The organism is Paenibacillus sp. FSL H3-0286 (genome assembly GCF_045040705.1).
Taxonomy (GTDB): domain Bacteria; phylum Bacillota; class Bacilli; order Paenibacillales; family Paenibacillaceae; genus Paenibacillus_AQ; species Paenibacillus_AQ odorifer.
Map to the genome: position 1 here is coordinate 898,879 of NZ_CP150285.1, position 23,285 is coordinate 922,163.

Annotated in this window: 21 protein-coding genes; 15 read left to right on the forward strand and 6 right to left on the reverse strand. The window is 43.8% G+C overall.

Annotation, left to right across the window (positions count from 1 at the left end):
* The first annotated feature begins 7 nt into the window (after window positions 1-7).
* From MHB37_RS03915 to MHB37_RS03930, 4 genes are read left to right on the forward strand one after another with little or no spacing between them, the layout of a single operon-like run.
* A complete protein-coding gene (locus MHB37_RS03915; RefSeq protein WP_076190128.1) occupies window positions 8-997 on the forward strand; it encodes a DUF4430 domain-containing protein in 990 nt (329 codons plus the stop codon).
* Window positions 997-1,887, forward strand: coding sequence for an energy-coupling factor transporter transmembrane component T (locus MHB37_RS03920; RefSeq protein ID WP_280753822.1), 891 nt, complete (start codon window positions 997-999; stop codon window positions 1,885-1,887). The genes MHB37_RS03915 and MHB37_RS03920 overlap by 1 nt, the downstream gene beginning before the upstream one ends.
* A complete protein-coding gene (locus tag MHB37_RS03925) occupies window positions 1,860-3,530 on the forward strand; it encodes an ABC transporter ATP-binding protein (RefSeq protein ID WP_076190130.1) in 1,671 nt (556 codons plus the stop codon). Before MHB37_RS03920 ends, MHB37_RS03925 begins: the two co-directional genes overlap by 28 nt.
* Window positions 3,512-4,240 carry an ECF transporter S component gene (locus MHB37_RS03930; RefSeq protein WP_036684891.1) on the forward strand — a complete coding sequence of 243 codons (729 nt, stop codon included), beginning with the start codon at window positions 3,512-3,514 and terminating at the stop codon, window positions 4,238-4,240. The genes MHB37_RS03925 and MHB37_RS03930 overlap by 19 nt, the downstream gene beginning before the upstream one ends.
* Window positions 4,241-4,564: 324 nt before the next feature.
* Here MHB37_RS03930 and MHB37_RS03935 read toward each other — a convergent pair whose 3' ends face one another.
* Window positions 4,565-5,839 carry an MFS transporter gene (locus MHB37_RS03935; RefSeq protein WP_076279426.1) on the reverse strand — a complete coding sequence of 425 codons (1,275 nt, stop codon included), beginning with the start codon at window positions 5,837-5,839 and terminating at the stop codon, window positions 4,565-4,567.
* 69 nt (window positions 5,840-5,908) lie between these two features.
* A complete protein-coding gene (locus MHB37_RS03940; protein WP_076130090.1) occupies window positions 5,909-6,820 on the reverse strand; it encodes a helix-turn-helix transcriptional regulator in 912 nt (303 codons plus the stop codon).
* 319 nt (window positions 6,821-7,139) lie between these two features.
* Here MHB37_RS03940 and MHB37_RS03945 point away from each other — a divergent pair, with 319 nt between their 5' ends.
* Together MHB37_RS03945 and gshAB are read left to right on the forward strand one after the other, a co-directional pair.
* Window positions 7,140-8,492, forward strand: a complete 1,353-nt coding sequence (locus MHB37_RS03945) for an MATE family efflux transporter (protein ID WP_405168967.1) — start codon at window positions 7,140-7,142, stop codon at window positions 8,490-8,492.
* A 19-nt stretch (window positions 8,493-8,511) separates the two neighbouring features.
* The gene (gshAB, locus tag MHB37_RS03950; protein ID WP_339281694.1) at window positions 8,512-10,842 is read left to right on the forward strand and encodes a bifunctional glutamate--cysteine ligase GshA/glutathione synthetase GshB; all 2,331 of its coding nucleotides are present in this window, start codon (window positions 8,512-8,514) and stop codon (window positions 10,840-10,842) included.
* A gap of 80 nt (window positions 10,843-10,922) precedes the next feature.
* Here gshAB and MHB37_RS03955 read toward each other — a convergent pair whose 3' ends face one another.
* On the reverse strand, window positions 10,923-11,366 hold the full coding sequence (locus MHB37_RS03955; protein WP_036684901.1) for a hypothetical protein: 444 nt from the start codon (window positions 11,364-11,366) through the stop codon (window positions 10,923-10,925).
* Window positions 11,367-11,550: 184 nt separating this feature from the next.
* On the opposite strand from MHB37_RS03955, the gene MHB37_RS03960 reads away from it, so the two are divergent.
* From MHB37_RS03960 to MHB37_RS03990, 7 genes are all read left to right on the forward strand, one after another.
* A complete protein-coding gene (locus MHB37_RS03960; RefSeq protein WP_076190135.1) occupies window positions 11,551-12,105 on the forward strand; it encodes a hypothetical protein in 555 nt (184 codons plus the stop codon).
* Between the two features lie 239 nt (window positions 12,106-12,344).
* On the forward strand, window positions 12,345-13,709 hold the full coding sequence (locus tag MHB37_RS03965; RefSeq protein ID WP_081387734.1) for a Dyp-type peroxidase: 1,365 nt from the start codon (window positions 12,345-12,347) through the stop codon (window positions 13,707-13,709).
* Between the two features lie 2 nt (window positions 13,710-13,711).
* Window positions 13,712-14,206, forward strand: a complete 495-nt coding sequence (locus MHB37_RS03970) for a hypothetical protein (protein ID WP_143762704.1) — start codon at window positions 13,712-13,714, stop codon at window positions 14,204-14,206.
* Between the two features lie 64 nt (window positions 14,207-14,270).
* Entirely contained in the window at window positions 14,271-15,206 is a 936-nt protein-coding gene (locus tag MHB37_RS03975) for a catalase family peroxidase (RefSeq protein ID WP_076190136.1), read from the forward strand.
* Between the two features lie 136 nt (window positions 15,207-15,342).
* Entirely contained in the window at window positions 15,343-16,620 is a 1,278-nt protein-coding gene (locus tag MHB37_RS03980; protein WP_076190137.1) for a glycoside hydrolase family 5 protein, read from the forward strand.
* A gap of 84 nt (window positions 16,621-16,704) precedes the next feature.
* Window positions 16,705-17,352 carry a response regulator transcription factor gene (locus MHB37_RS03985; RefSeq protein WP_076130096.1) on the forward strand — a complete coding sequence of 216 codons (648 nt, stop codon included), beginning with the start codon at window positions 16,705-16,707 and terminating at the stop codon, window positions 17,350-17,352.
* A complete protein-coding gene (locus tag MHB37_RS03990; protein WP_405168968.1) occupies window positions 17,336-18,745 on the forward strand; it encodes an ATP-binding protein in 1,410 nt (469 codons plus the stop codon). Before MHB37_RS03985 ends, MHB37_RS03990 begins: the two co-directional genes overlap by 17 nt.
* 171 nt (window positions 18,746-18,916) lie before the next feature.
* On the opposite strand, the gene MHB37_RS03995 is transcribed toward MHB37_RS03990, so the two are convergent.
* From MHB37_RS03995 to MHB37_RS04005, 3 genes are read right to left on the reverse strand one after another with little or no spacing between them, the layout of a single operon-like run.
* A complete protein-coding gene (locus tag MHB37_RS03995; RefSeq protein ID WP_076305194.1) occupies window positions 18,917-20,056 on the reverse strand; it encodes a DHHW family protein in 1,140 nt (379 codons plus the stop codon).
* Between the two features lie 20 nt (window positions 20,057-20,076).
* Window positions 20,077-21,462 carry an MBOAT family protein gene (locus MHB37_RS04000; RefSeq protein ID WP_280753828.1) on the reverse strand — a complete coding sequence of 462 codons (1,386 nt, stop codon included), beginning with the start codon at window positions 21,460-21,462 and terminating at the stop codon, window positions 20,077-20,079.
* A gap of 6 nt (window positions 21,463-21,468) precedes the next feature.
* Entirely contained in the window at window positions 21,469-21,969 is a 501-nt protein-coding gene (locus tag MHB37_RS04005; protein WP_036684911.1) for a DUF4358 domain-containing protein, read from the reverse strand.
* Between the two features lie 227 nt (window positions 21,970-22,196).
* Between MHB37_RS04005 and MHB37_RS04010 the strand changes: the two genes are divergently transcribed.
* Complete coding sequence (locus MHB37_RS04010) at window positions 22,197-22,634, forward strand: HEAT repeat domain-containing protein (protein WP_405168969.1); 438 nt, start codon at window positions 22,197-22,199, stop codon at window positions 22,632-22,634.
* Window positions 22,635-22,645: 11 nt separating this feature from the next.
* Window positions 22,646-23,224 (forward strand): SMI1/KNR4 family protein, encoded by a 579-nt coding sequence (locus MHB37_RS04015; RefSeq protein ID WP_076190140.1) that lies wholly within the window; start codon window positions 22,646-22,648, stop codon window positions 23,222-23,224.
* Window positions 23,225-23,285 lie beyond the last annotated feature (61 nt).

A 23,285-nucleotide genomic window follows, 5' to 3' on the forward strand; every position in this document is an offset into this window, starting at 1 on the left:
TAGAGAAATGAACAAGAAGAAATGGTTAACCGCGATACTAATCATAGGTGTATTGGCTATCGCCTTCTTTTGGGGCGGGGATTACCAGAAGAGCCCAAACAAGGTCGCAAATAGTAGCGTTGAGACACAGGTTATAGAGCCAGAGAACACTGCTTCCGCAACAAATGATGATGTTGAACCCACTGAGGCAATCGCTACCGAGACAACAGAGATAACACCGTCAGCTACGCCAAGTGAAACAGCTAAGCCCATTGAAACCCTAAAACCAAATGAATCGGCAACACCAACGGAAGCTGTAACACCAACAGGAACTGCAGCACCAACAGAAGTTGTAACACCGGTCGCAACAACAAAACCTGCTGCAACGAAGCAACCGACCGCAACGCCGAAAGCGGCTAAAACGTCCGTGCCGGAAACGAAAGCGACGGCAAAACCCGTAACAAAACCTGATTCAAAAGTAGCGACAACAGAAACCAAGCAGGAACCGAAAAAGGATAAATTTCTTACCGATCCAGTGCCAAGCGGGAAACCTAAACCAGTGGAATGGCAAGATGCAACGGTAGATAAGAAGAAGCAATTAACGGCTACCTTGTCCGTCTCAGCGGCAACAATTTTAGATAACATGGATATTTTTAATCAGGATAAGCTTGAAGTATTGCCGGCAGATGGTATCATTTATAAAGCGCAGAAGGTAACTTTTTATGAAGGTGAGTCTGTGTTTGATGTTTTACTAAGAGAAATGAAAAAGAATAAAATCCATATGGAATTCAGTATGACGCCGATCTATAACAGTAATTATATTGAAGGTATAAATAATCTGTATGAATTCGATGCTGGAGAGCTCAGTGGATGGATGTACAAAGTAAATGGCTGGTTCCCTAACTACGGCAGTAGCCGCTATGTTCTCAAAGATGGCGATGTCATTGATTGGGTATACACTTGTGATCTAGGTCGAGATGTGGGTGGTTATGTAGCCACAGGAGGAGCTCAGAAATAATGAAGGATAGCTTTTCTACCTTTCATCCGTTTGTGAATTTTCTATATTTTGTTGTTGTATTACTGTTTAGCATGGTGTTCATGCATCCTATATTTCAAGTGATTGCCCTTATTAGTGCTGTAGCCTACTCAATTATGTTAAAAGGAAAAAAGGGCATCCGATTTAATCTGCTTTACATGATTCCTTTTTTGCTGTTTATGGCAGTGATGAATCCTGTTTTTAATCACCAAGGGGTAACGATCTTGTTCTATTTAAACAACGGGAACCCTATTACGAAGGAATCGATTCTTTATGGCGTGGCAGCGGCGTGTATGTTTGTGACGGTAATTATTTGGTTCTCCTGTTATAACGTCGTGATGACCTCGGATAAGTTTATTTATATATTCGGAAAAATACTGCCGGCACTGTCGTTGATTTTTTCGATGGTGCTTCGTTTTGTTCCTAGATATTTAGCGCAAATCAAGGTGATTTCTAATGCTCAAAAATGTATAGGCCGGGATGTCTCACAGGGAAATCTCCTCGCGCGTGCGCGGAATGGCATTACGATCCTCTCCATTATGGCCACCTGGGCTTTGGAAAATGCGATTGAGACAGCGGATTCCATGAGATCGAGAGGGTATGGATTGCCGGGCCGTACAAGCTTTTCTATCTTTCGGTTAGATGCCCGAGACAAAGTAGCCCTCTTGATCATGACAGGCTTAATTGCGCTGGTAGCCGTAGGGGCAGTGATGGGTGAGAACACCATGAGATTCTATCCGTCGATTAAAGCGAGCGCAATTACGCCTTTTAGTATTCTTATATATATCGCTTATTTTGCGTTATGTATGATCCCAGTGCTCATCAATATGGTGGAGGCAATGAAATGGAAATCTATCGAATCGAAGAACTAAGCTTTACTTTTCCTGAACAAGAGCAAGTGGCTCTTTCGAATATTAATCTAACGATTGAAAGTGGAGACTTCATTACTATTTGTGGAAAGTCAGGCTGTGGCAAAAGCACTCTGCTTAGACAACTGAAAACAATTCTAACCCCACATGGCAATCGCCAAGGGGCAATTTATTATAAGGGTCAACCTGTAGAGGAGATCGATCAAAGAACGCAGGCAGCGGAAATTGGTTATGTACTCCAAAGTCCGGACAATCAAATAGTGACAGATAAAGTATGGCATGAGCTTGCCTTTGGGCTGGAGAGTTTGGGGTATGATCATTCTACTATTCGTCTGCGTGTGGCGGAAATGGCCAGTTTTTTTGGGATCCAGACCTGGTTTCATAAAAGTGTGACTGAGTTATCAGGCGGCCAGAAGCAGCTGCTTAACTTAGCCTCCATAATGGCTATGCATCCCTCGGTTCTAATCCTCGATGAGCCTACCTCCCAGCTAGATCCTATTGCGGCTTCCGATTTTCTGGAGACGGTCAAAAAAATAAATCGTGAGCTGGGAACAACCGTGATCATGACCGAGCATCGTCTAGAGGATGTTCTTCCGCTTACAGATCGGTTGATTGTGCTGAATGAGGGAGTTGTGATCGCCGATGATACCCCGCAAAAGGTGGGCGAGGCTTTAAGTAAGCTGAACCATCCGATGTTTCTGTCCATGCCCTCACCGATGCAGATTGTTGCAGGAGTAGATCATGACTTAGCGTGGCCTGTGACTGTGAAGGAAGGGCGCCAATGGTTGGATGCTTTTCTAAAGGGTAAGACTCCTGCAACGATGGCAGAAACTCAGCCTAGCACGAAAGAGGCCGGCCCTGTAGTCATAAAGTTTAAGGACGTATGGTTTAAATATGATAAAAATGGACCGGATATCATTAAAGATTTGTCGTTTGAAGTGAAGCAAGGGCAATTTTATTGTATTGTTGGCGGGAATGGAACAGGGAAGACATCGACGCTGTCGCTGATGAGCGGGATCCTTCAGCCATACAGAGGGAAAGTTCTAATCGGTGGGAACAACCCTGCGAAGATGAATGCCAAAGCGTTGTTTACTAACAATCTGGGCATCCTCCCGCAAAATCCGCAAACCTTATTTGTGAAAAAAACAGTCGAGCTAGATTTATATGAAATGTTATCCCAGCTCTCTTTGACGAAGGAAGAAAAAACCGCCAGAGTTGAAGCTGTGGTAAAGTTCGCAGAACTGGAACATCTCCTCTCCATGCATCCGTATGATCTCAGCGGGGGAGAACAACAGCGTGCAGCGTTGGCGAAGGTACTTTTGTTAGAACCGAAGATTCTGCTGTTGGATGAACCGACCAAAGGACTGGATGGACCCTTCAAAGAGAAGCTAGCCGTATTCCTGCAAAAGCTCAATGCCGAAGGCGTTACTATTGTAATGGTCTCGCATGATGTTGAATTTTGTGCCAAATACGCTGAGGTCTGCGCCATGTTTTTTGATGGAAGTATCATCACTACGAATGAAGCACAGAAGTTTTTTGCGGGAAACAGCTTCTATACAACGGCCGCCAACCGTATGGCGCGTCATGTATGGAATGAGGGAGTAACGATAGAGGGTGTGATTGATTTATGTCAAAGAAGCAGATAACGGATCGTCGTTTGAGTCGTCGAACTTTATTAGCGGCACTACTAATCCTCATAGTCATTCCAGCTACGATTTTATTAGGCATCTTTGTGCTAAATGATCGGAAGTATTATTTTATCAGTCTATTAATTGTTATCTATACGATGATTCCTTTTGCGATGGTATTCGAGAACCGGAAGCCGCAGGCGAGGGAGCTGATCGTTATAGCGGTGTTAGCAGCCATTGCCGTGGCGGGACGCGCAGCCTTTTTTATGTTGCCGCAGTTTAAGCCAGTGGTTGCTATTGTCATCATCGCAGGGGTAAGCTTGGGTGCGGAGGCAGGGTTTCTGGTTGGCGCTGTTGCAGGCTTTGTCTCGAATTTCTTCTTTGGGCAGGGGCCTTGGACGCCTTGGCAAATGTTTTGTTTTGGCATCATTGGCTTCCTGGCGGGCATTTTCTTCAAGAAGGGTCTGCTTAAAAAGAATAAGCTGTCGCTGTGTATATTCGGAGGCTTAGCGACGTTTTTCGTATACGGAGGCATTATCAATATAGGCTCGCTGATGATGTTCACTTCAGAGTTCTCATGGCCGGCTTTAATGACCACTTATATTTCAGGTTTTTGGTTTGATATGGTGCATGCGATCTCGACGGTGGTGTTTTTGTTTTTTATTGCTAATCCTATGATTGAGAAGTTGGATCGGATAAAAACGAAATATGGGTTGATTGAGCCTTAGGTTCTTGGTATTAGCTTTTGGACGTTGTGCGCTGTGGGCTTTTTACGCTGGCGGACGCTCCGCTTTTCCACAATCAGTCCGTTCTCTCCGCTGCTATCAGCGCGAATTCCAAAACACCAACACACAAACACAAATACAAACTAAAGGCTCAACGCCTCCCGCTTCGGTTTTTACCGGAAGGGGGAGGGGAACTAGTGGCTACGAATCAAGCCACTGTGACAAACCACTGAAAAGAGAATATACCTAGTAGCGATGCTCCTAGGTGAAAACTTATAAAAACAGGCGATGTTCCGGTATCCGGTATCGCCTGTTTTTTTGATTCACTTAACGTTCAGCAACAACTTTGTGCGGGGGAACCCCGGCATCGGGCTGCTTATGAGTGGCTTCAAGTGTGGAGAGGTCACCGTCCAGTGTTTTGAGTCCGGGGAGCAGCAAGGCTGCGCTGGCGCAGAGCATTGGAAGCAAGCCGGCGATGACAAAAAGTGCAGGCACACCATAGAGTTCAGCAATCGCGGCGCCGGCAAAAGCACCAAAAGGCTGTAAACCGCCACCGATTAAAAAACGGATGGAGTTGACTCTTCCTTGCAGATTGCTCGGAACCAGACGTCCATGGAGTGAAGAGCTTAAGGAGCCGAAGAAGGGGCCTATCGTTCCGGTGGCGAATACGGCGGCGAGAGCAAAAGAAAAACTAGGAAATAACCCCCATAATGTTGTAACTAAACCGATGGTCCCCAGACTGCCGAGCATGACAAACCGCCTCTTTTTAATTTCCCCTATCATGGAAATGACGCTTAGCCCGACTAAGGTTCCAAGTGCGAAAACTGTACTAAGTGTGCCCATCGTCGCCGCATCACGGTGGAGCACTTCGCGTACAAAAGGAACCATCATGGTCCAGACGGCAATGGAGCTTAGATTACTAATAGAGGCCATCATCATTATCGTAAGCATGGCGGGGAATTGTTTATAGAAGGTAAAACCCTCAGCTATTTCGCGAACGTAGATGGCAATGGAGAAACGGCCTGGAGCTGGGGAGGGCTTGGGTAGCTTCTGCAGGCACAGCAAGGTAGTGATGGCCGCAACGTAACATAACATGTTGATGCTAAGGGCTGGCAGCGCTCCACTGGCAGCGGTCAACGCCCCAGCCAGGGCGGGGCCCAGCAAGACTGCTGCACTTTTACTGCCATCGATGATAGCAAAAGCCCGCACCAGCTTCCGGCTATCGGCAACGCCGGGAATAACAGCCATGGCTGTTGGCATGAACAGGGCGGCGCAGGCCCCGCTGAGACCAGCGGCGACAAACAGATGCCACAGCTGCAGTTGGCCAGCCAGACCCATGCCAAGTGGCAATGCTATAGCCAGCAGGCGAATGGCTGCCAAGCAGGCCATAAAGCGTACCCGGTGGAGTCGGTCGGACAGCGGCGAGCCCAGCAAGCGCAGCAGCAGCTCAGGTATGCCGGAGCTGAGTGCGAGTGCTCCCATCGCTAGTTTGGAACCCGTCAGCTCATAGACGAGCCATTCCATAGCCAACAAGCCAAAAGCATCCCCAAAAGCACTTAAAGTTATGGTTGAGAGTAAACCATAATAGCTGCGTTTTATCATAGCCTGTTCGCTCCTTTCTTATATTTCTCGCATATACGCTTACCGTCCTTATAAGGACGCTTAAGGCGTTTATGCTTGACTCTCTAGATATGACCCAATCTGTTGCGGTAGCCCATTTAAGGCTTCCAATCGCAGGCTATACGATGTGCTTTTAACGTTGGTATGGACAATGACCAGCCCTGCTGCGCGCAGCGCGATCAGATGGTAGTGGATTGTACTTTTAGAAAGTCCGACTTCCCGCACGATTTCCGTGAAATTCAACTGCTTGCCTGTAAGCAAACGAAGGATATACAGCCGCGTCTCATCCGAGAGTGCCCGGGTAAGGCGAAGTAGTGCTGGAGCAGGCCGGCCAGCTTCCGGAGGGAGAACATCACAAGAGTAGCTAGTGAACACGAATTCATCAAACATAGAGGTGGTGACCAGTGGGCGGGCATGATATTGCGGAATGATAATGACCTGCTTCAGACGTTCGGTTGGATAGAGGCGCATTCCGTCGGTTGCTGCTTCAAAGACTTCCATATCATTGTTCCCATTCAGTGTCGTTCGTCTTGACTCGGCTTCCTGTTCAAGCCCCTTGAGGATATTAGGGTCGATTCCATTGAAGTAACCCGCGTTCCATTCGCGCAGGATGTCAGAGGCAGTGTCCCTTAGCTCGGAAAGATTAGAGGGGACCGATTGGCCGAAACGTCCAGATATTTCATACAGTTCACCCGAAGTTAACCCGTCAAACCAATCCAGAAAGCTGCTAACCGAACGTTCTACTGGACAGCACCAAATGTAGGGAGCCAAACTGAAATCATCAAGTTTCTTAACGACCTCTTGCATTTTACGAAGCAACATCGGGGCAAATCTTGCTTGGACTTCACGTACCCAGAGCTTACCGGAATCCATAGCAGTATGGTTCTGCTTGCTTAGAAAAGCAGTCATACTGTTCACACATTCATACATGGGGGCAAAATCGACTTCTACTTTATATTCCATGAGCTTCTCCATCCTTTGATTAAGTTACTGAAACATTAATTAGTTCTATAATTATAGAACTTTTTATTGGTTTTATTGTAAACGAACAATATTTCATTTTCAATAGCTTTTCGACTGAAAAACAAAAGAAATTTTAATTACGAAAAAAAGACAGTTCCGTTGGGCACATTTTGTGCATTAGGAACTGTCTTTTGATGTCTACACAATTTATATAATTTTTAGGAGTTCTGAGTAGATTGCTCAAATATAATCAATTGATTATATAAGTGTTAGGTTATATAATAAATCTGAAAATCAGATGAAGAAGGTGTTTTTAGATTTGAAGGAATTGCAGGGCATGAATGATTTGACTCAGGGTCCTATTATGCCTACCTTAATGAAATTAACGCTTCCCATTATTGCGACGAATTTCATCTCCACAACCTATGGCCTCGTCGATATGATTTGGGTTGGAAGATTGGGAAGTGGTCCTGTTGCCGCGATTGGCACGGCGAGTTTTTTCATTAATCTAGCGATTGCATTGTCGACTATGATTACGATCGGTACAGGGATTAAGGTTGCGTTTTGTATGGGATCTGGCCAGATAGAGAAGGCTAAATCTTATATGAAAAACGGGTTTACGATGTCTATTTTATTAGGACTTCTCTATATGAGTTTAGTTCTGTTGACCAACAATCAGTTGATTGGTTTTTTTGATCTTGGAAGTGATGAAGTTGAACGGATGGCACGACAATTTTTAATGATTTCGATCTTCGGGACGGTATTTTCCATCGTAAATACTTTGTTTGCCACACTCTTAAACTCGATGGGAAATAGTAAACAACCGTTTCAGATCTTCTCTGTTGGTCTTATGGTTAATATCGTCCTTGATCCATTTTTAATTTTTGGCTGGGGCAGTTTTGAAGGTTGGGGAGTAGCGGGGGCAGCCACGGCAACATTGACAGCGAACATCTTAGTTACGGCTCTTTTTATCATAAAGACAAGAAAGTCAGAAATCATTTCGAACACATCAGCATGGGACAGTCGTCAAATGAAAGAAGTAATCCGTATGGGACTTCCGATCACAATCCAACGGGTCACCTTTACGCTCATATCGATCGTCATTGCTAAGATCATTGTACGTTTTGGGGCGGATGCGATTGCGGTGCAAAAAGTAGGGATTCAAATTGAATCTATTTCTTATATGACTATTGGAGGACTACAGGGAGCTATTGCTGCCTTTTTTGGTCAAAATTATGGAGCACGCCGATTGGACCGTATAGGGCAGGGATATCGTAAGGCTTTGATCTTAACCTCCATCTTTGGCGTGATCATATCGCTAATATTTATTGCGTTCCCGCAGCAGCTATTTTCCTTGTTTTTATCAGATCAGACAAGCCTGGAATTAGGCACTGATTATATGCGCATCATTGGCTACTCTCAATTATTTATGTGTATGGAATTAATGACAGTAGGTGCGTTTAACGGCATTGGCCAAACTCATATCCCGCCGATCTTCAGTATTACATTTACTGCACTGCGAATTCCACTAGCCTTGATTTTATCCGAACCTTTTGGCCTGAATGGGGTGTGGATGTCGATTGCTCTAAGCAGTGTGTTTAAAGGGGTTATTCTTGTGTTCTGGTTTAGAAGATCTTTATTCAAAATGAACAAACAGCAGATAAACTACTAAGCAAAGGATGATCGTTGAAATGGCTTTATTAAATCGTAAACTCATACAGCTTCTGAGGGATAACCATTTGAATAAGGAGCTTTTTCACGGCGAATTTGGACTGGAAAAAGAAAATGTCAGAGTGGATCCAGAGGGAAGGCTTGCGCTGACACCACATCCTAAAGCTTTTGGCAACAAAATGGAGAACCCGTATATTCAAACCGATTTCTCAGAGAGTCAAATTGAAATGGTCACCCCTTCTTTTGATTCTATTGATGAGACTTATAACTTTCTGGAGGCGCTGCAGGATATTGTGTCGCTTGAGCTCAAGGAAGAATATCTGTGGCCGAGTAGTAATCCTCCAAGGCTACCGAATGATCAGGACATCCCCATTGCCAAGATGGGTAATCCGATTGAGGATGAATACAGACATCAGCTAGCAGACAAATACGGTCGCAAAAGACAATTGCTGAGCGGAATCCATTACAATTTCTCTTTTGATGAACAATTTCTGAGACAGCTTCATGACATAACAGATCCACAGGTGAGCTTTAAAGAATTCAAAGACGCTACCTACTTAAAAATAGCCCGTAACCTATTGAGGTACCGTTGGCTTCTTATCTATTTAACAGGCGCCAGCCCTGTTTTTGATAAGACTTATATGGAACAATGTGTAGCTCGCGGGGAAACAGATGACGACAAAAGCTTTTATTATCAGAATATGAATTCACTGCGGAATAGCGAATGTGGGTATCGAAATGAAAAACCTCTTTATGTATCTTTTGCTTCGTTAAAGGATTATGTTCATGATTTACAAGCTTTGATCGAATCGGAAGAATTATTAAGTGTAAAAGAGTTTTATAGTCCGGTTAGAGTGAAGACAGCAAGAGGCAAACACCCTTTAGAGGAACTGATGCAAGATGGGATAGCTTATTTGGAGCTTCGGTTTATTGATCTGAATCCACTCTACAAAATAGGAATCGGCAAAGAAACGATGATTTTCATTCATCTTTTTATCCTGTATATGCTGCTGAAGGAGGACGAACCGTTCGGAGTAGAGGATCAGAAGATGGCGAATCTTAATCATGATCAACTAATCATGGAAGGAATAAAGGGATGTTTGCATGATTACGGGGATTCATGTACAACGATGGAGCAGCAGGCATTAACTTGTATTCATGAGATGCAGAATATGATCCAACTGTTGAACCCGGAGAATGAAGTGTTTTTGAACGTATTGCATGGAGCTAAGAATAAAATTGTAGAGCCAGACCGGAGTTTTGCAGCTATTGTGAAGTCGGAAGTTCAACAATCCTCTTTTGTACAATACCATCTGAATAAAGCTAAACAATATGCTAAGGAAAGTCTTGCGAATGGATACCGTTTTGTGGGATATGAGGATCTGGAGCTATCTACACAGCTTCTTTTGAAGGCAGCGGTTAAACGTGGCATTAAGTTTCAATTGATCGATCGGGAAGAGAACTTTGTAGTTCTTACGCAAGGTGATCATAAAGAATATATTAAGCAAGCTACGAAGACCTCCCTTGATTCTTATAGTACGGTATTAATCATGGAGAATAAGATCGTTACGAAAGAAGTTCTTAAACAGCAAGGCATTCGTGTTCCCGCAGGAGAAGCTTTTCGAAATCTGGAAGAGGCAATGAATGCGCATGGCACTTACCGTAACAAGGCTATTGTGATTAAGCCCAAATCAACCAATTTTGGACTCGGCATTACTATTTTTACAGACGACTTCTCTAAAGAAGATTATCAAAAAGCCTTCGAAATCGCCTTCGAGTTTGATCGAACAGTGCTACTAGAGGAATTCATGACGGGTAAAGAATATCGTTTTCTTGTCATGGGTGATGAAGTAGTCGGAGTATTGCACCGGGTTCCTGCAAATGTGATTGGAGATGGTGTACATACGATTGAACAACTAGTGCACGAGAAAAATAAGGATCCGTTAAGAGGCCGTGGGTATAAGACACCACTTGAGAAAATTCAGATCGGTGAAGCAGAAGCGATGTTCTTGAACAACCACGCTCAGGCTTGGAGTGATATTCCTCCATTAAACGAAGTCATCTATCTTCGGGAGAACTCTAATATTAGCACGGGTGGTGACAGCCTGGATTTTACGGATGAGATCCCAGATAGTTATAAGGCTCGGGCGATTCAAGCGGCTAAAGCTGCGGGCGCCACTTTTTGTGGAGTGGATATGATGATTGATGACATCAAGGAAGAAGCCAATGATACGAACTATAGCGTTATTGAGATTAACTTTAATCCAGCGATTCATATTCATTGTTATCCTTATAAAGGGAAGAACCGAAAGGCGGATGAACGGATTCTGAATCTATTATTTGGGGAATAAACAGAAGCTCAACCAGTACCTTTGGTTGAGCTTCTGTTTTTAAAGGGGCAATTCGCTCCCTCACCCACTACATGTTCATGTTAGGAGTTACCCGCAGCTGCAACGCCACTAAAGTTTCTGGCTTGGACATTATTAAAGGGATCTGTTGCAGCTGCATTTGTGAAGATCTCTGCTGTGTACTGAATTTGCCCTGTTGCGACAGCCGCTGGTGGTGGAATATCTACTGCTGTAAAACCGAAAGCTTCATTTTCTCTGCTGATCGCAACCCCAAATGTCGTGGTGAAAATGATCGTTCCGTTTCTGCGAACATTAACGGTATTGGTATTGAAAAGAGGATTGTTTTCTACTTTTAGAAATCCGGTCAAAAGTACGCGGACATTGCCTTGATTCTCAGCCGACACGCCTGCGGTCTGAATACCAATATCTCCAAAAACAAGGGGAGTCGCTGCTAGTGGAATAACTGCTGGTGTAGCATCAGAAGCAGCTTGGTTGGATAGTCTTAAATCTACAAACTGAATGGTCATCTTATATTCACCTCCTAGAAATAGAATATGATAGAAGGAGAGTTAACTCTTGGATTTTCTATATAATTCATCAGCTACCTACTTGCATGGCTTGATGATCAAGTGTTAAATGAAAGAAGGGTTAGAAGTTTAAGGAAAGGCGGGAGCTATTATCAAATATAGGAATAAGTCTAAAAGGATATTATTGATTTCATTGATGCTGTTGGCAGTAGTTATCATTGGTGCGGTGGTGCTTGGGGAACGCGGAGGAATAATGAGTAAATCCGAGAGCTCTTTCAAAAGTCCTGCTGAACCGTCGCCCCTTATCATTACACATGAGAATAGTACAGATGCTATAGAGAATTATGTCATTCTAAAGACGAGCTGGAATGGAGCGGACTATGATCGGGCTTCCTTTTACTATACGGCTTGGCATAGTGAACCTGCGCTTCTAACGGGGCTGCATCGTTTGAAACCAGGGGAGAAACTGCAGGTCGACTTTGGAGATTACGCACCGAGTGAAGTCACAGTAAAGATGGCCTATCTAACTGAGAGCTTTGATGAATCGCAGCTTCCAATTGTAGAAGTTCCTGTAACACTCGTCGAAGGGAAATATGAATTTGTGAACCCTCCAGCATCCACCAGTGATATTCCCACTTCGGGTCGCGTCTTTAGTGTTATAGCTAGATGGGGTGAGAACATCTGCGAATATGTCTTCGCATCAGATGGCAAGTTTGATAACTATGAATATGATTTGTGAGGTTAGTCGAAGATAAGAGATGTTCTAAAGCCGGTCCGGTTTTAGAATATCTCTTTTTTGTCTCGATTTTAGACAAATCTAACGATGTGTCTATTTTTTAGACAATGTACCGTTATTGTCTAGTTGGGGAGGACTGTTAACCTGATTAACCATTTAGGGCTAAGTTTAATTAGATCGAGAGACGGATGAGAGAATACCCGTTTTTAATATTATGAAAACAACTTTAAGACGAGGGAGGAGTGAGCGTCATAGGTACAGAAACGGAAGAACTGAATTATGATGACATTCAAGGAATCGTCTTACAAGAACGGCCTACCCCCTACGTAGGAACCTATGTATTGCTGTCTATCGATCATCAACAGGACGGGAAAGTGATGCTGAAGCGGCTTCTCGACGAAGTGACGTCGGCCGGACAGTGGAATAATCCTCACGAAGGTGCTTGGGTCAACGTTGGTTTTACCTATCAAGGACTCCAGAAGCTGGGGATTCCCAAGGAGTCACTCAACAGCTTCGACCTGGAGTTCCGGGAGGGCATGGCTGTCCGGGCAGCTAAGCTAGGGGATGTAAACGAAAGCAGCCCGGAGCACTGGGAAGACCCGCTGGGTACTGACAAAGTCGATGTGGCGCTTGCTCTGTTCGCGCCCACCAAAGAAGCGCTGCTTCAAGCAGAAGAAGCAGCCCGTCGAATCCACTGCGAACTGAATGGTGTATCCGTCGTTTACCAGCTGGATGTCGGAATGAATCCTGACGGACGTACTCATCTGGGCTTCATGGATGGAATCAGCAATCCGAGAATCGAAGGAAACCATATACCCAATGCGGTGGGGCAGGAAGCGGAGATTAAAGCCGGTGAATTCCTGTTCGGGCATTTAAATGAATCCGGCACTATAACACAGGGACCACAGCCGGCAGAACTTGGCCACAATGGAAGTTACCTCAGTTTCCGTAAATTGCATATGAGGGTCGCGACTTTCCGTCGTTATTTGCGGGAGCATGCGGATAACCGGGAAGAGGAAGAACTTTTGGCCGCTAAAATGGTAGGAAGATGGCCGAGCGGAGCCCCTTTAAGTCTGGCTCCTGAAGCAGATGATCCGGCACTGGGCGAAGATGTCAGCCGACGGAACGCATTTACGTATGGGGATGATCATAAAGGGTTGAAATGTCCGGTAAGCTCGCATATCCGTCGTGCATTTCCCCGAGACAGCTTGCAGGATTCGGTTGTTAATGTGAACATTCACCGGTTGCTCCGGCGGTCAACGATGTATGGCCCTATACTGCCAAAAGGTGTAATGGAGGATGATGGTCAGGATAGAGGCCTTATTTTTGCAGGTATATGCAGCTCATTGTCCCGCCAATTCGAGTTTATCAAGAGCGATTGGTTAAATGGAGGCAATTTCGCGGGCATGTCAACCGAGAAAGACCCTATTACCGGTAAGAATGAGGGGGAAGGGATGTTTACCATTCCGGACAAACCTATTCGCCACCGGATGAAAGAAATTCCAAGTTTTTCAATCACCAAAGGCGGGGAGTATTTCTTTGTTCCCAGCATGACTGCATTGCGGTGGATGGCAGAGTTGGATCAACATACATCTAAGGAGGAATAAACATGTTAGAAGCACAAGATCAGACTAATCCAATTACAAGCGCTGGACGTGCCGGCCTGCGGGAAGGTGAAATATCTGAGCTTACCATCATTGCGCCGCTTAAAGAAGGTGGGGCGGATCGTCTCCGTGAGAAGCTGAAAAAAAGCGCATCAAGACAAGCCGAAACGATGGCGAAGATCGCGACCGTTCACGACATGCGCTTCGTAATCTTTGATAACGACACCCGGCTGTTGTTCGCGACGGCTTATGATGGCGACTGGGATAGCTATATCGATGATTTTGGAACTGAAATTCCAGAGTTGTTGAATAACATGTTTAATGAAGTGAAGGATTTTCCGGGAATTGAATCTTCGGAAGCGAAAGATTTCATCGCTAACCATCAGATCACTGCATCCGGCTGGTACAGTGCTTATCCCGATGCCACGGTCAGAGATATTTGGCGCGGACAGCGAATTACGAAGGCCTGGAACGACTTGCTTGACGCATCACAAAGCTAAATAACTAGAAAAGGGGGCCTTGTCCCCTTTTCCTTCCTGATAAATTACAAAGAGGTGAACGAAAATGAACAATAATAAATCAGTGTCGTCTGAACTCGCAGAAGAAGCGGTAAACTCCATTGAGGAGGTAGCAGGCAAATATCCGGGTTATCGACGCGCGCACGCCAAAGGTGTTGTCTACCAGGCGGTGTTCACCCCTAACGGCCAAGCGGGTCCTTTAACAACAGCTGCACATTTGCAAAATCAAGAGGTGCAAGCTCTCGTACGCTTCTCCAATAGCTCGACTAATCCGTCCATCCCTGATGTTTTTTCGCCTGCAAAAGGAATGGCGGTTCAGTTTGTATTGCCTGATGGGGGCGTGACAAGTTTGGTGACAATTACATTGCCGATCTTTTTTGCCAAAACACCGCAATCCTTTATTAATATCTTACGTACAATTAAAGAAAATTCGTTTGAGGGAGCGACCATTGCAGACAAATTCAAAGCCGTCATGGAGAAGTATTCGGAAAGCCGGGCTGGGCTTCAAGCCGTGAAAATGCTGCAACCGCCACTCAGTTTTGCAACCAACCTTTATCATTCCATTCATGCCTATTACTTCACCAATGCTGCTGGCGAGCGGCGGGCTATTAAATATGAGTGGGAACCGGAAGCGGGTCTGCACTTTCTGGCCCAGGAAGAGGTGGAGAATCGATCTCCCGATTATTTGGAGGATGAACTAATCGAGAGACTGTCCAAAGGTCCTGTGGCGTTTCAATTGACAGTAATCCTCGGACAGGAGGGAGATCCTACGGATGACCCGGCGTCTGCTTGGCCTGAAGACCGGGAACGGATTGTTGTCGGCCATTTGTCGATCACCGGCGTGGCAGACGAGAAGGCTCAAGAGTACGTCTTTGATCCGACAGTTGTACCTGCCGGCATTGAATGCTCTGAAGATCCTATTCTGAACTTTCGTCATGATGCCTATGCGGAGTCACATTCCCGTCGAAGTACTAATCAGTAAGCATTTATTTTATATTCTATGAATATGATCGGGCTGTCCTAGAATGTCTGCCGACATCCTTAGGGCAGTCTTTTTAGGTATCTCTTGTGACACTCTTGTAACAGAGATTGGCTACGATAGGTTACGAGGTGAGAGAATGAAGAAGTTTAAAGGATTTATCGTATTGATTTTGTTGGCAGTCGTAGGATGCAGTGCAGCAACACCACAAGCAAATCTTGAACCGGAGAAGGAGGTAAAGAAAGAGGTCAATGAGAAGATCGCTTTCTGGGATCAACAGCGTAAAGGAACAAATTTCATGAATTCCAAATCTATACCCGAAAATTATGATGCAGCGAAAGAAAATAATATAGAGTTCATTCGACTTGCGCCAGATAAATGGGCAAAAGATAGTGATTTCCTGTTTAACGATCAACCGGATGCTAATCCAGATAAAGACTTTTTAATAGGGAATGCAGATAAATACGAGGGGCTTGTTGAGGATGATTTTACAGCGTTAAAAGCAGACTTGGATGCAGCCGAGGCGCGGGGTTCAAAAGTAGTGCTGACAGTCCTTAGTCTGCCCGGAGATCGGTGGCGGCAGTTTAATGATTATACAAATGATGATCGAATCTGGAAGGATTTCAGTTATCATGAACAAGCGGCAACGTTTTGGAAGGATCTTGCGGAAAGATTAAAGGATCATCCTGCGGTGGTCGGCTATAATCTGATTAATGAGCCACATCCTGAACAAGCTACTGGATTTAATGATTTCTGGACAGAGGATTACAACGAATGGTATAGCTCAGTGGAGAATACTCAGGCGGATTTGAATCTTTTATATGAGACTATTGTGACAGCGATTCGAACCGTAGATACGGAAACCCCTATTATCGTCAATTCTGGTCTGTATGCTACACCATGGGCCTTTAAATATTTGAAACCCATCGATGATGCGAATGTATTATATGCTTTTCATATGTACGAACCCTACGAACTCACCAGCCAAAATAAGAAAAAAGGCTTAACCTATGAATATCCTGGAACAGTTAAAGTAGGTGAGGAGAAGACGGAAAAAGCATTCAATAAGAAAGCCTTAAAGGATTTTCTAGAACCTATCGCACAGTGGGCAGAAAAAAATAACATCCCTGCTAATCGTATTGTCGCTGAAGAATTTGGCACGAACCGGCTTGTAAAAGGTGCAGATCAATACTTGGCTGATTTAATCTCGATTTTTGATGATTACGGCTGGCACTGGGCGTTTTATGCGTTCCGGGAGGATACTTGGGATGGCATGGATTATGAACTTGGCACTGAGCCACCAACCTGGGAGTATTGGGAAGCGATAGAGAAGGGTGAACAGCCTGATCGAAAGACGGTCGATAACCCGATATGGAACGTACTGACGAAGGGATTAGGTGTAGAGAAGTTGCAATAACGTAGCATGAAAATATATGAAAAGGTGAAACCTGTAAAGGATTTCGCCTTTTTCTTCTGATAATTATAGGAAGGAGAATCTGCTTTGAATATTTTAATTGCGGATGATGAGAAACATATGACCACTATATTGAAGACTTATTTTGAAAAAGAAGGCTATAACGTTTGGACAGCAGCGGATGGTGAAGAGGCGCTTGAGCTCTTTTTTTCGAATAGGATCGATCTGGTGGTGCTGGATTGGATGATGCCTAAGCGAAACGGGCTTGAGGTTTGTAATGAAATCAAGAAGGTTAGTTTGGCTAAAGTTGTAATGCTGACCGCAAGGTCTTCCCATGATGATGAATTCAGTGCCTTGGATATAGGAGCAGATGAATATATAAGAAAACCATTCGACCCAAGGATTTTGATGCTTAGAATTAAAAAAATGCTAGGCACTGAAAAAGTGGCTGCGATTAGGGATTTAGAAATCGATTTTGAGCGGAAGAAAGTTTACAAGAATGGGGCCGAACTGGCGTTATATAAAAAAGAATTTGAATTGCTAACCTTCCTGTATGAGCATAAAGGACGTATTTTATCCAGAGATGCCTTATTGTCTGCGGTTTGGGGAATGGATTATCTGGGCGAAGAAAGAACGGTAGATACGCATATTAAGAGGCTGCGCGATAAAATTGGGGCTGACCACGTGATCACGCATAGGGGAATGGGGTACAGCTTCCATGATAAAAATTCATAAAATAAGTACGAAGTTATTGATCATGGTGAGCATTATTTTGCTGATTGTTTTTGGTACGTCTTATTTCCTGCACAACTATTTCTCAGCAGATTATTACCTATACAAAATGAAAACCAAGATCAACACCATTTATGACGAAGTAAAGGATCTCCGTTTGGATCAACTCATGGAAAATGAAAGCAGGATCGAGAACAATAATAACGTAACGATTGTTAGGGTTGAAAACAGTGGAAGTACAGCAGAAATTAACGAAAATATTCAATTTACGTTGTTTAAAGATAAGGTGGCACTTAATAAATTTTGGATCACAGATGAGGTATTACAAAAAGTAAAACAAGGCAACACGGTTAATCTTTTATTTAATCAGGGCAAATTGAAATCGAGTCTGTTAACGAAAATATACGAGCAGGATAGCAGTCTAATCCTCATAGGAACTGTGGTTGTGCACAATACAGATGCCTTGACCCTCGTAAATCAATTCAGCTTTTACTCCATTCTACTGGGGATTATTATCAGTTTGCTGTTAGTGGCTTATTTTTCAAAAAAGATCATTACACCGTTAGAACAATTACAGGATGTCGCGAAGGATATATCCAATCTCGATTTTAAACAAGTGACGATTCAAACGGGGGATGAAATCGAAGAGCTCTCGAAAAGCATCAATCAGATGAGTCAGCGTCTAAAGAGCACCCATGCCAAATTAGAGGAGAAAAATCAAAGTTTAAATACCCTTATCTCAAGCATTTCGCATGAAGTGAAAACACCATTATCCTTAATCCAAGCCTATACGATTGGCATTCAGGACGGTCTGGATGATGGCACGTATACGGATATCATTTTGGAGCAAGTGAAGTATACGTCGGATATGGTGGATTATTTAATTAAATTGTCCAAGATCCAGAAGTCAGAAGTGCATAAAGAGCCTTTTGATCTTAAAGAGCTTCTGCTAAAAGTGATCTCACATTATAATATTACGTTAAAAAATAAAAACATAACCTTAATGAGCGACTTTCATTCGCTTGAATCCTCTATCGTTGAAGAAGATATCAGCCAAATCGAGATAGTATTCAACAACTTAATTAGTAATGCCATTAAATATGGTGAAGAGGATTTTTTTGAAATAAAACTACGGAGTGACACTACGCGTACATTAAAATTTACGATCTTTAATAAAACCACTCGCCTGAAAACGGAACATTTAGCGTATATCTGGGACCCATTCTATGTAATTGAAGAGTCTCGAAATAAAGAAATCTCCGGTACTGGACTTGGCCTGTCCATAGTCGCGGAGATACTTGCTAAAAACGATCTGAAATACGAGTCCAGATTAGAGGACTCATATATTAGTTTTAGTATTTGGTTTGAAGTTAAGGAGGGAATTTTGGAACAGTAGGAGCGTTAGCGTTCGCCTGAAAGCTTTCCGAAGGAAAGCTCGCATCGGAAGCATAAGCTGTCTCCGGATGTTATCCGCTGATAGCGGTAAAATCAAAAACATCTGGAGACAACAGCGACCGAAAGTCCAACATTCCCGCAGTTACGCACAACACCTATTCCCTGAGTGCCTTTAATTTAACTTCAATAGCGCCGCATTATCAATAAAAGTAGCCGTATTAAAAAGCAGCAAGACATCCTTGATATCATTTTGAGCCATATAATCACTGATGTTTCCATTATAATAACGGATATCGATCACATGGATTTCAGGCACATGCTGAGTCAGGAAAGGAATAACGCTATGTGCATAAGAGTCCTTGATGACGAGCAGCTTTTTCTGTTTGACCGTTGTTGGATCAAGCTGGCTGGTGATTTTCATTAGCGCATGTACGCCCCCTAAGAAATAAGAGTACTTATCCTTTTTCTCCAGATAACTTAGGTCATACATACTTTTTAAAGTCTCACCGGTATCTTGAATGTACATTTGGGTGGATACCTCATGATTAGGTTTGTACATTTGAATGGAATCAGGTGTGACCCCGATAAATTGCCCCCGGGTATGATAGCTTCCGAGAAATGAATTACTCACAGTCTGAATCTGGTATTCGCTCTGGGACAGAGGCTGCCAGCCCATGCTTTGAGCATAGGCTACATAAGCTAAGTAGGCACCGTAGGTTGTCCAGTGATGGTCGGTCCGATAGTAAATGGGTTCTGCGGCATGTGGGCTAAGAACATCAAATCCATTTATAAAAGTAAGGCTATCTCCTACATCCTTAGCTATTGTTTGATTCACCTCAGCTTGCGAGTAGACAGGAGCTAACCAGGGTAGACGTTCCTTGTACAAGCCAACCGATGTAGGTGCCAATAAGAAAGTGGTGTTTGCATCGGGATTGTTATCGGCAAAGCGTTTCACAGCTGCTGCATATTGCTGAACTTTAGTGTAATCAGGTGCTGCGAATTTTTCGAAAAGATAGCCGTCTTTTCCTTTATAGATTCCGTTATTCTCTTGCTGTAGCCTCATCTGTTCCACCGCCGATTTCACCCATACCCATTTGGCCCGAAATGGAAAATGATCAGTTACAAAGCTTTCGGCCTCTTCCGCATAGGTATGGGATAATAAATTGTCCCATGTCAGATGGGGGGCCTTTTGCAAATACCGGTTCTCAAGCTCAGAGAAACGCTGAACAGGCAGTAAGAAAAAGAGGATAGCGACCAGAAATAACGTTGCAACAAATCCCCCAACCAGGATTCGATCCGTCTTCTGCTTCATAAACAATCACCCCCTAATGGTTAGAACCGGAAATATAAAAATGGATTAAAGGTTGCATCTACTAAGTAGGCAACAGATAGGAAAAATAACACGCCATACCAAACAAGAGCAGGAACCGATCTAGAATCTATCCGCTTGGAGATTTTCACAGGTGTAGAGGCAAAGGTTAACACCACGAGTAGAATTGCGTTCGTGTAAGTGAAGTATAAAGTGGTGTTATTCCATAACGGCTGTCCATTAAAGCCAAGCATCGCTTGTAAGTAGCCAATGACCAGAGGAAGTTCTTCAAAAGCGAACAAGACCCATCCGATGAGTATAAGTACTACAGCATATAAATGTCTTGTCCAACGGGGGAGGCGGCTTAATAGCTTTAATCCCCACCATTTTTCAAAGATAAGAATGACCCCGAAGTATAATCCCCAGAGCAGAAAATTCCAGCTGGCCCCGTGCCAGATACCCGTGAGCAGCCATACGATGAGGATGTTGCGCACTTGAACGCCTAACCCCTGGCGGTTGCCTCCAAGCGGGATGTAGACATAGTCACGAAACCAACTGCTAAGGGAAATATGCCATCTTCGCCAAAAGTCAGTAATACTCTGAGAGATATAAGGTTTGTTGAAGTTCTCATTAAAGCGGAAGCCGAACATGAGACCGAGACCAATAGCCATATCCGAATACCCGCTGAAGTCAAAATAGATCTGAAAAGCAAACGCAATAACCCCAAGCCAAGCGGTAAAAGCAGGCAGGGAATCTAGATTGGAGCTGGATATGGTGTGCCAGAGCAGACCGATGTTGTTGGCGAGCAGTACTTTTTTGGCTAATCCGATTATGAATCTCCGTACACCTTCTGCGAACATGGGGATATCGACCGTACGTTCACGTAGTTGCCCGGCAATGGTGTTATATTGAACAATCGGACCTGCTACTAACTGTGGAAACAGGGCTACAAATGTACCGAAATCAATCCAATTGCGTTGTGCTTTCGTAGTTCCTCTATAGACGTCAATAATGTAGGACATGGATTGAAAAGTATAAAATGAAATCCCAATAGGTAAAGGTAAATCCGTTAAAGGAATATGTGTACCGAGGAGTCCATTTATATTTTGGATGAGAAAATCTGCGTATTTAAAATACGACAATAAGCCTAGATTAATAATGACGGAACTAACCACAATCCACTTGCGCTGCACCGCAGTCAGCTTTGGTCTGCTGAGAAGTAGACCAAAGCTGTAATCTGTAATGGTGGACAGCAACATGATTACAATGTAGACAGGTTCGCCCCAAGCATAAAAAAACAGGCTGCTTAAAAACAATATGAGGTTTTTGATTCGCCAGGGCGAAACATAATAGAGCGCTAGGACAGCCGGCAGGAATAGGAACAGGAAAAGTAGGCTGCTGAATACCATGGTTATTTATTTTTCTGTGAAGTAAGTATCGAAGTCTGCTACGAGTTTATCTTGATCCGCAGGATCAGCAATAACGAACAGGAAATAGTTACCCTTTTTAATAAGTTTATAGTTCTTGGCATTTTCGTATTGATCAGGCAGATAGGTTTCGAATTGTTTTTGAACATCTGTTGCACGCGCTTTGATGGCATCCTCAACAGTAGTCATATCTTTTACATCTTTAACTTTCAGAACGGCGATTTCGTTAGTTTTCACATTCATCATAGGCATTCTAATGCTATAATCTTCAAGCAATTCTGGGTTGAGATGATATAGCTGTTCGACTGTAGCCGCATCAAGCTCCATTAATGATGGCTGCTCTACTTTGCTCAGCATTTGATCGACCATTTCTTTTGCAGTTAGATTCGTTTCAATGGCAGCCCCATTGTTACTGTTGTTGCTGGAACAGGCGCCAAGCACCACACTTAGTACAATGGTTAACGCTAGCATGAAGGTATGCTTTTTCAACTTAGGTCACTCTCCTTGATGTATTGTCTGAATTTCTCTAGTTACTAACGTATATAGTCGATAGAATGTTGCGCTGGGGACTTACTCCGGATACTTTACCCATATTTTTGCGGAAATATGATATTCACATGAATTCATGCAAAGATCTTCCTCTCTTAGCTTGCGCAATGGTTGGTTATACTGTTACTGTAAGATAGATAGTTTTTAATAGAAGGGGATTGAACGGAATGATCGAAGAACTGAACAATGAACTACCGGAGAATTATGAGGAATTAAAGAAAGCTGCCAGCCGCTCTGCGGATTGGAGAGCGCGTCTAGAAGCAGTTGAAGAGCTGGGACAGACCAACCACAAACAAATTATCGATATCCTGACGCGTTTAATGGAGAGCGATCCTGTATATACAGTTCAAGAAGCTGCTTACCTTAAGCTGAAGGCTTTTGGTGAAGACGTTAAGGTGCCATCGAAGAACAAGCCTGAACTAGTTAAAGGCGTATCCAAGATCCTGCTGAGAATTAAAAAGAGCCTGCCAAGAGATCATTCTTACGAGGACTTCAAAGAGAAGCTGAAGAAGATGAGAGTTGACGTGTACGACGCTTATGAAGGTGAAAAAGGCGCTGACTTCGATACGTGGCTGATGAAGATGTGGACTTCCGCAAATAAGTAAAGGATGACAATATGCACACCAATAAATTGACAGAACAATTTCAAGAATACCTTAAGCTGTCCGCAGAATTACGCCCTGATTATATTGCCAGCTTGGGCAAGGGTGGTAACGAAGCAAAGATTACGGCTGTTTTGCCGGAGACTCCTGAACTGCTGAAAGCTATTTATAGCACTGTCTCAGGGACAAGCAGTGAGGAAGAGGAACCAAGCCTTATCGAATTTATTCCAGGGTACCGCCTGATTCATATGGATGAATATGAAGAGGAGATGAAGGTATTAGCTGGGATATTGGAGGAAAAAGGTCAACATCCTGATGGAGTTATCTTGCCTATCTTAACGAACTATGGCAGTGATTTCATTTGTTATTACAAGTCTGCTGAGGGTGTGGAACAGGTATGTGACCTGCTCCATGATTTCGGCGATTTAATTGTGATGTATGATTCGCCTGATAAATTCCTGGAGACCTTATGCGAGTTCTACAAGCAGGAGGTTTATTTCCTGGATGAAGAGGGCTACCTCGATTGCGATTTAGTATTAGAAGGCGAAGTTGGTGCGGCGCTGAACCCGGATGCGAAATATTGGTCCGAGTAACGGCCTGATGCCAAATAAACAAGAGCAGCAGTCCATTTATGGACTAGCTGCTCTTTATTTT

Excerpts from the sequence above, each read along its gene's own strand:
- MHB37_RS03915 (WP_076190128.1), top strand. The coding sequence starts at position 8 with ATGAACAAGAAGAAATGGTTAACCGCGATACTAATCATAGGTGTATTG.
- MHB37_RS03920 (WP_280753822.1), top strand. The coding sequence starts at position 997 with ATGAAGGATAGCTTTTCTACCTTTCATCCGTTTGTGAATTTTCTATAT.
- MHB37_RS03925 (WP_076190130.1), top strand. The coding sequence starts at position 1,860 with ATGGAAATCTATCGAATCGAAGAACTAAGCTTTACTTTTCCTGAACAA.
- MHB37_RS03930 (WP_036684891.1), top strand. The coding sequence starts at position 3,512 with ATGTCAAAGAAGCAGATAACGGATCGTCGTTTGAGTCGTCGAACTTTA.
- MHB37_RS03935 (WP_076279426.1), bottom strand. The coding sequence starts at position 5,839 with ATGATAAAACGCAGCTATTATGGTTTACTCTCAACCATAACTTTAAGT.
- MHB37_RS03940 (WP_076130090.1), bottom strand. The coding sequence starts at position 6,820 with ATGGAATATAAAGTAGAAGTCGATTTTGCCCCCATGTATGAATGTGTG.
- gshAB (WP_339281694.1), top strand. The coding sequence starts at position 8,512 with ATGGCTTTATTAAATCGTAAACTCATACAGCTTCTGAGGGATAACCAT.
- MHB37_RS03955 (WP_036684901.1), bottom strand. The coding sequence starts at position 11,366 with ATGACCATTCAGTTTGTAGATTTAAGACTATCCAACCAAGCTGCTTCT.
- MHB37_RS03970 (WP_143762704.1), top strand. The coding sequence starts at position 13,712 with ATGTTAGAAGCACAAGATCAGACTAATCCAATTACAAGCGCTGGACGT.
- MHB37_RS03975 (WP_076190136.1), top strand. The coding sequence starts at position 14,271 with ATGAACAATAATAAATCAGTGTCGTCTGAACTCGCAGAAGAAGCGGTA.
- MHB37_RS03980 (WP_076190137.1), top strand. The coding sequence starts at position 15,343 with ATGAAGAAGTTTAAAGGATTTATCGTATTGATTTTGTTGGCAGTCGTA.
- MHB37_RS03990 (WP_405168968.1), top strand. The coding sequence starts at position 17,336 with ATGATAAAAATTCATAAAATAAGTACGAAGTTATTGATCATGGTGAGC.
- MHB37_RS03995 (WP_076305194.1), bottom strand. The coding sequence starts at position 20,056 with ATGAAGCAGAAGACGGATCGAATCCTGGTTGGGGGATTTGTTGCAACG.
- MHB37_RS04000 (WP_280753828.1), bottom strand. The coding sequence starts at position 21,462 with ATGGTATTCAGCAGCCTACTTTTCCTGTTCCTATTCCTGCCGGCTGTC.
- MHB37_RS04010 (WP_405168969.1), top strand. The coding sequence starts at position 22,197 with ATGATCGAAGAACTGAACAATGAACTACCGGAGAATTATGAGGAATTA.
- MHB37_RS04015 (WP_076190140.1), top strand. The coding sequence starts at position 22,646 with ATGCACACCAATAAATTGACAGAACAATTTCAAGAATACCTTAAGCTG.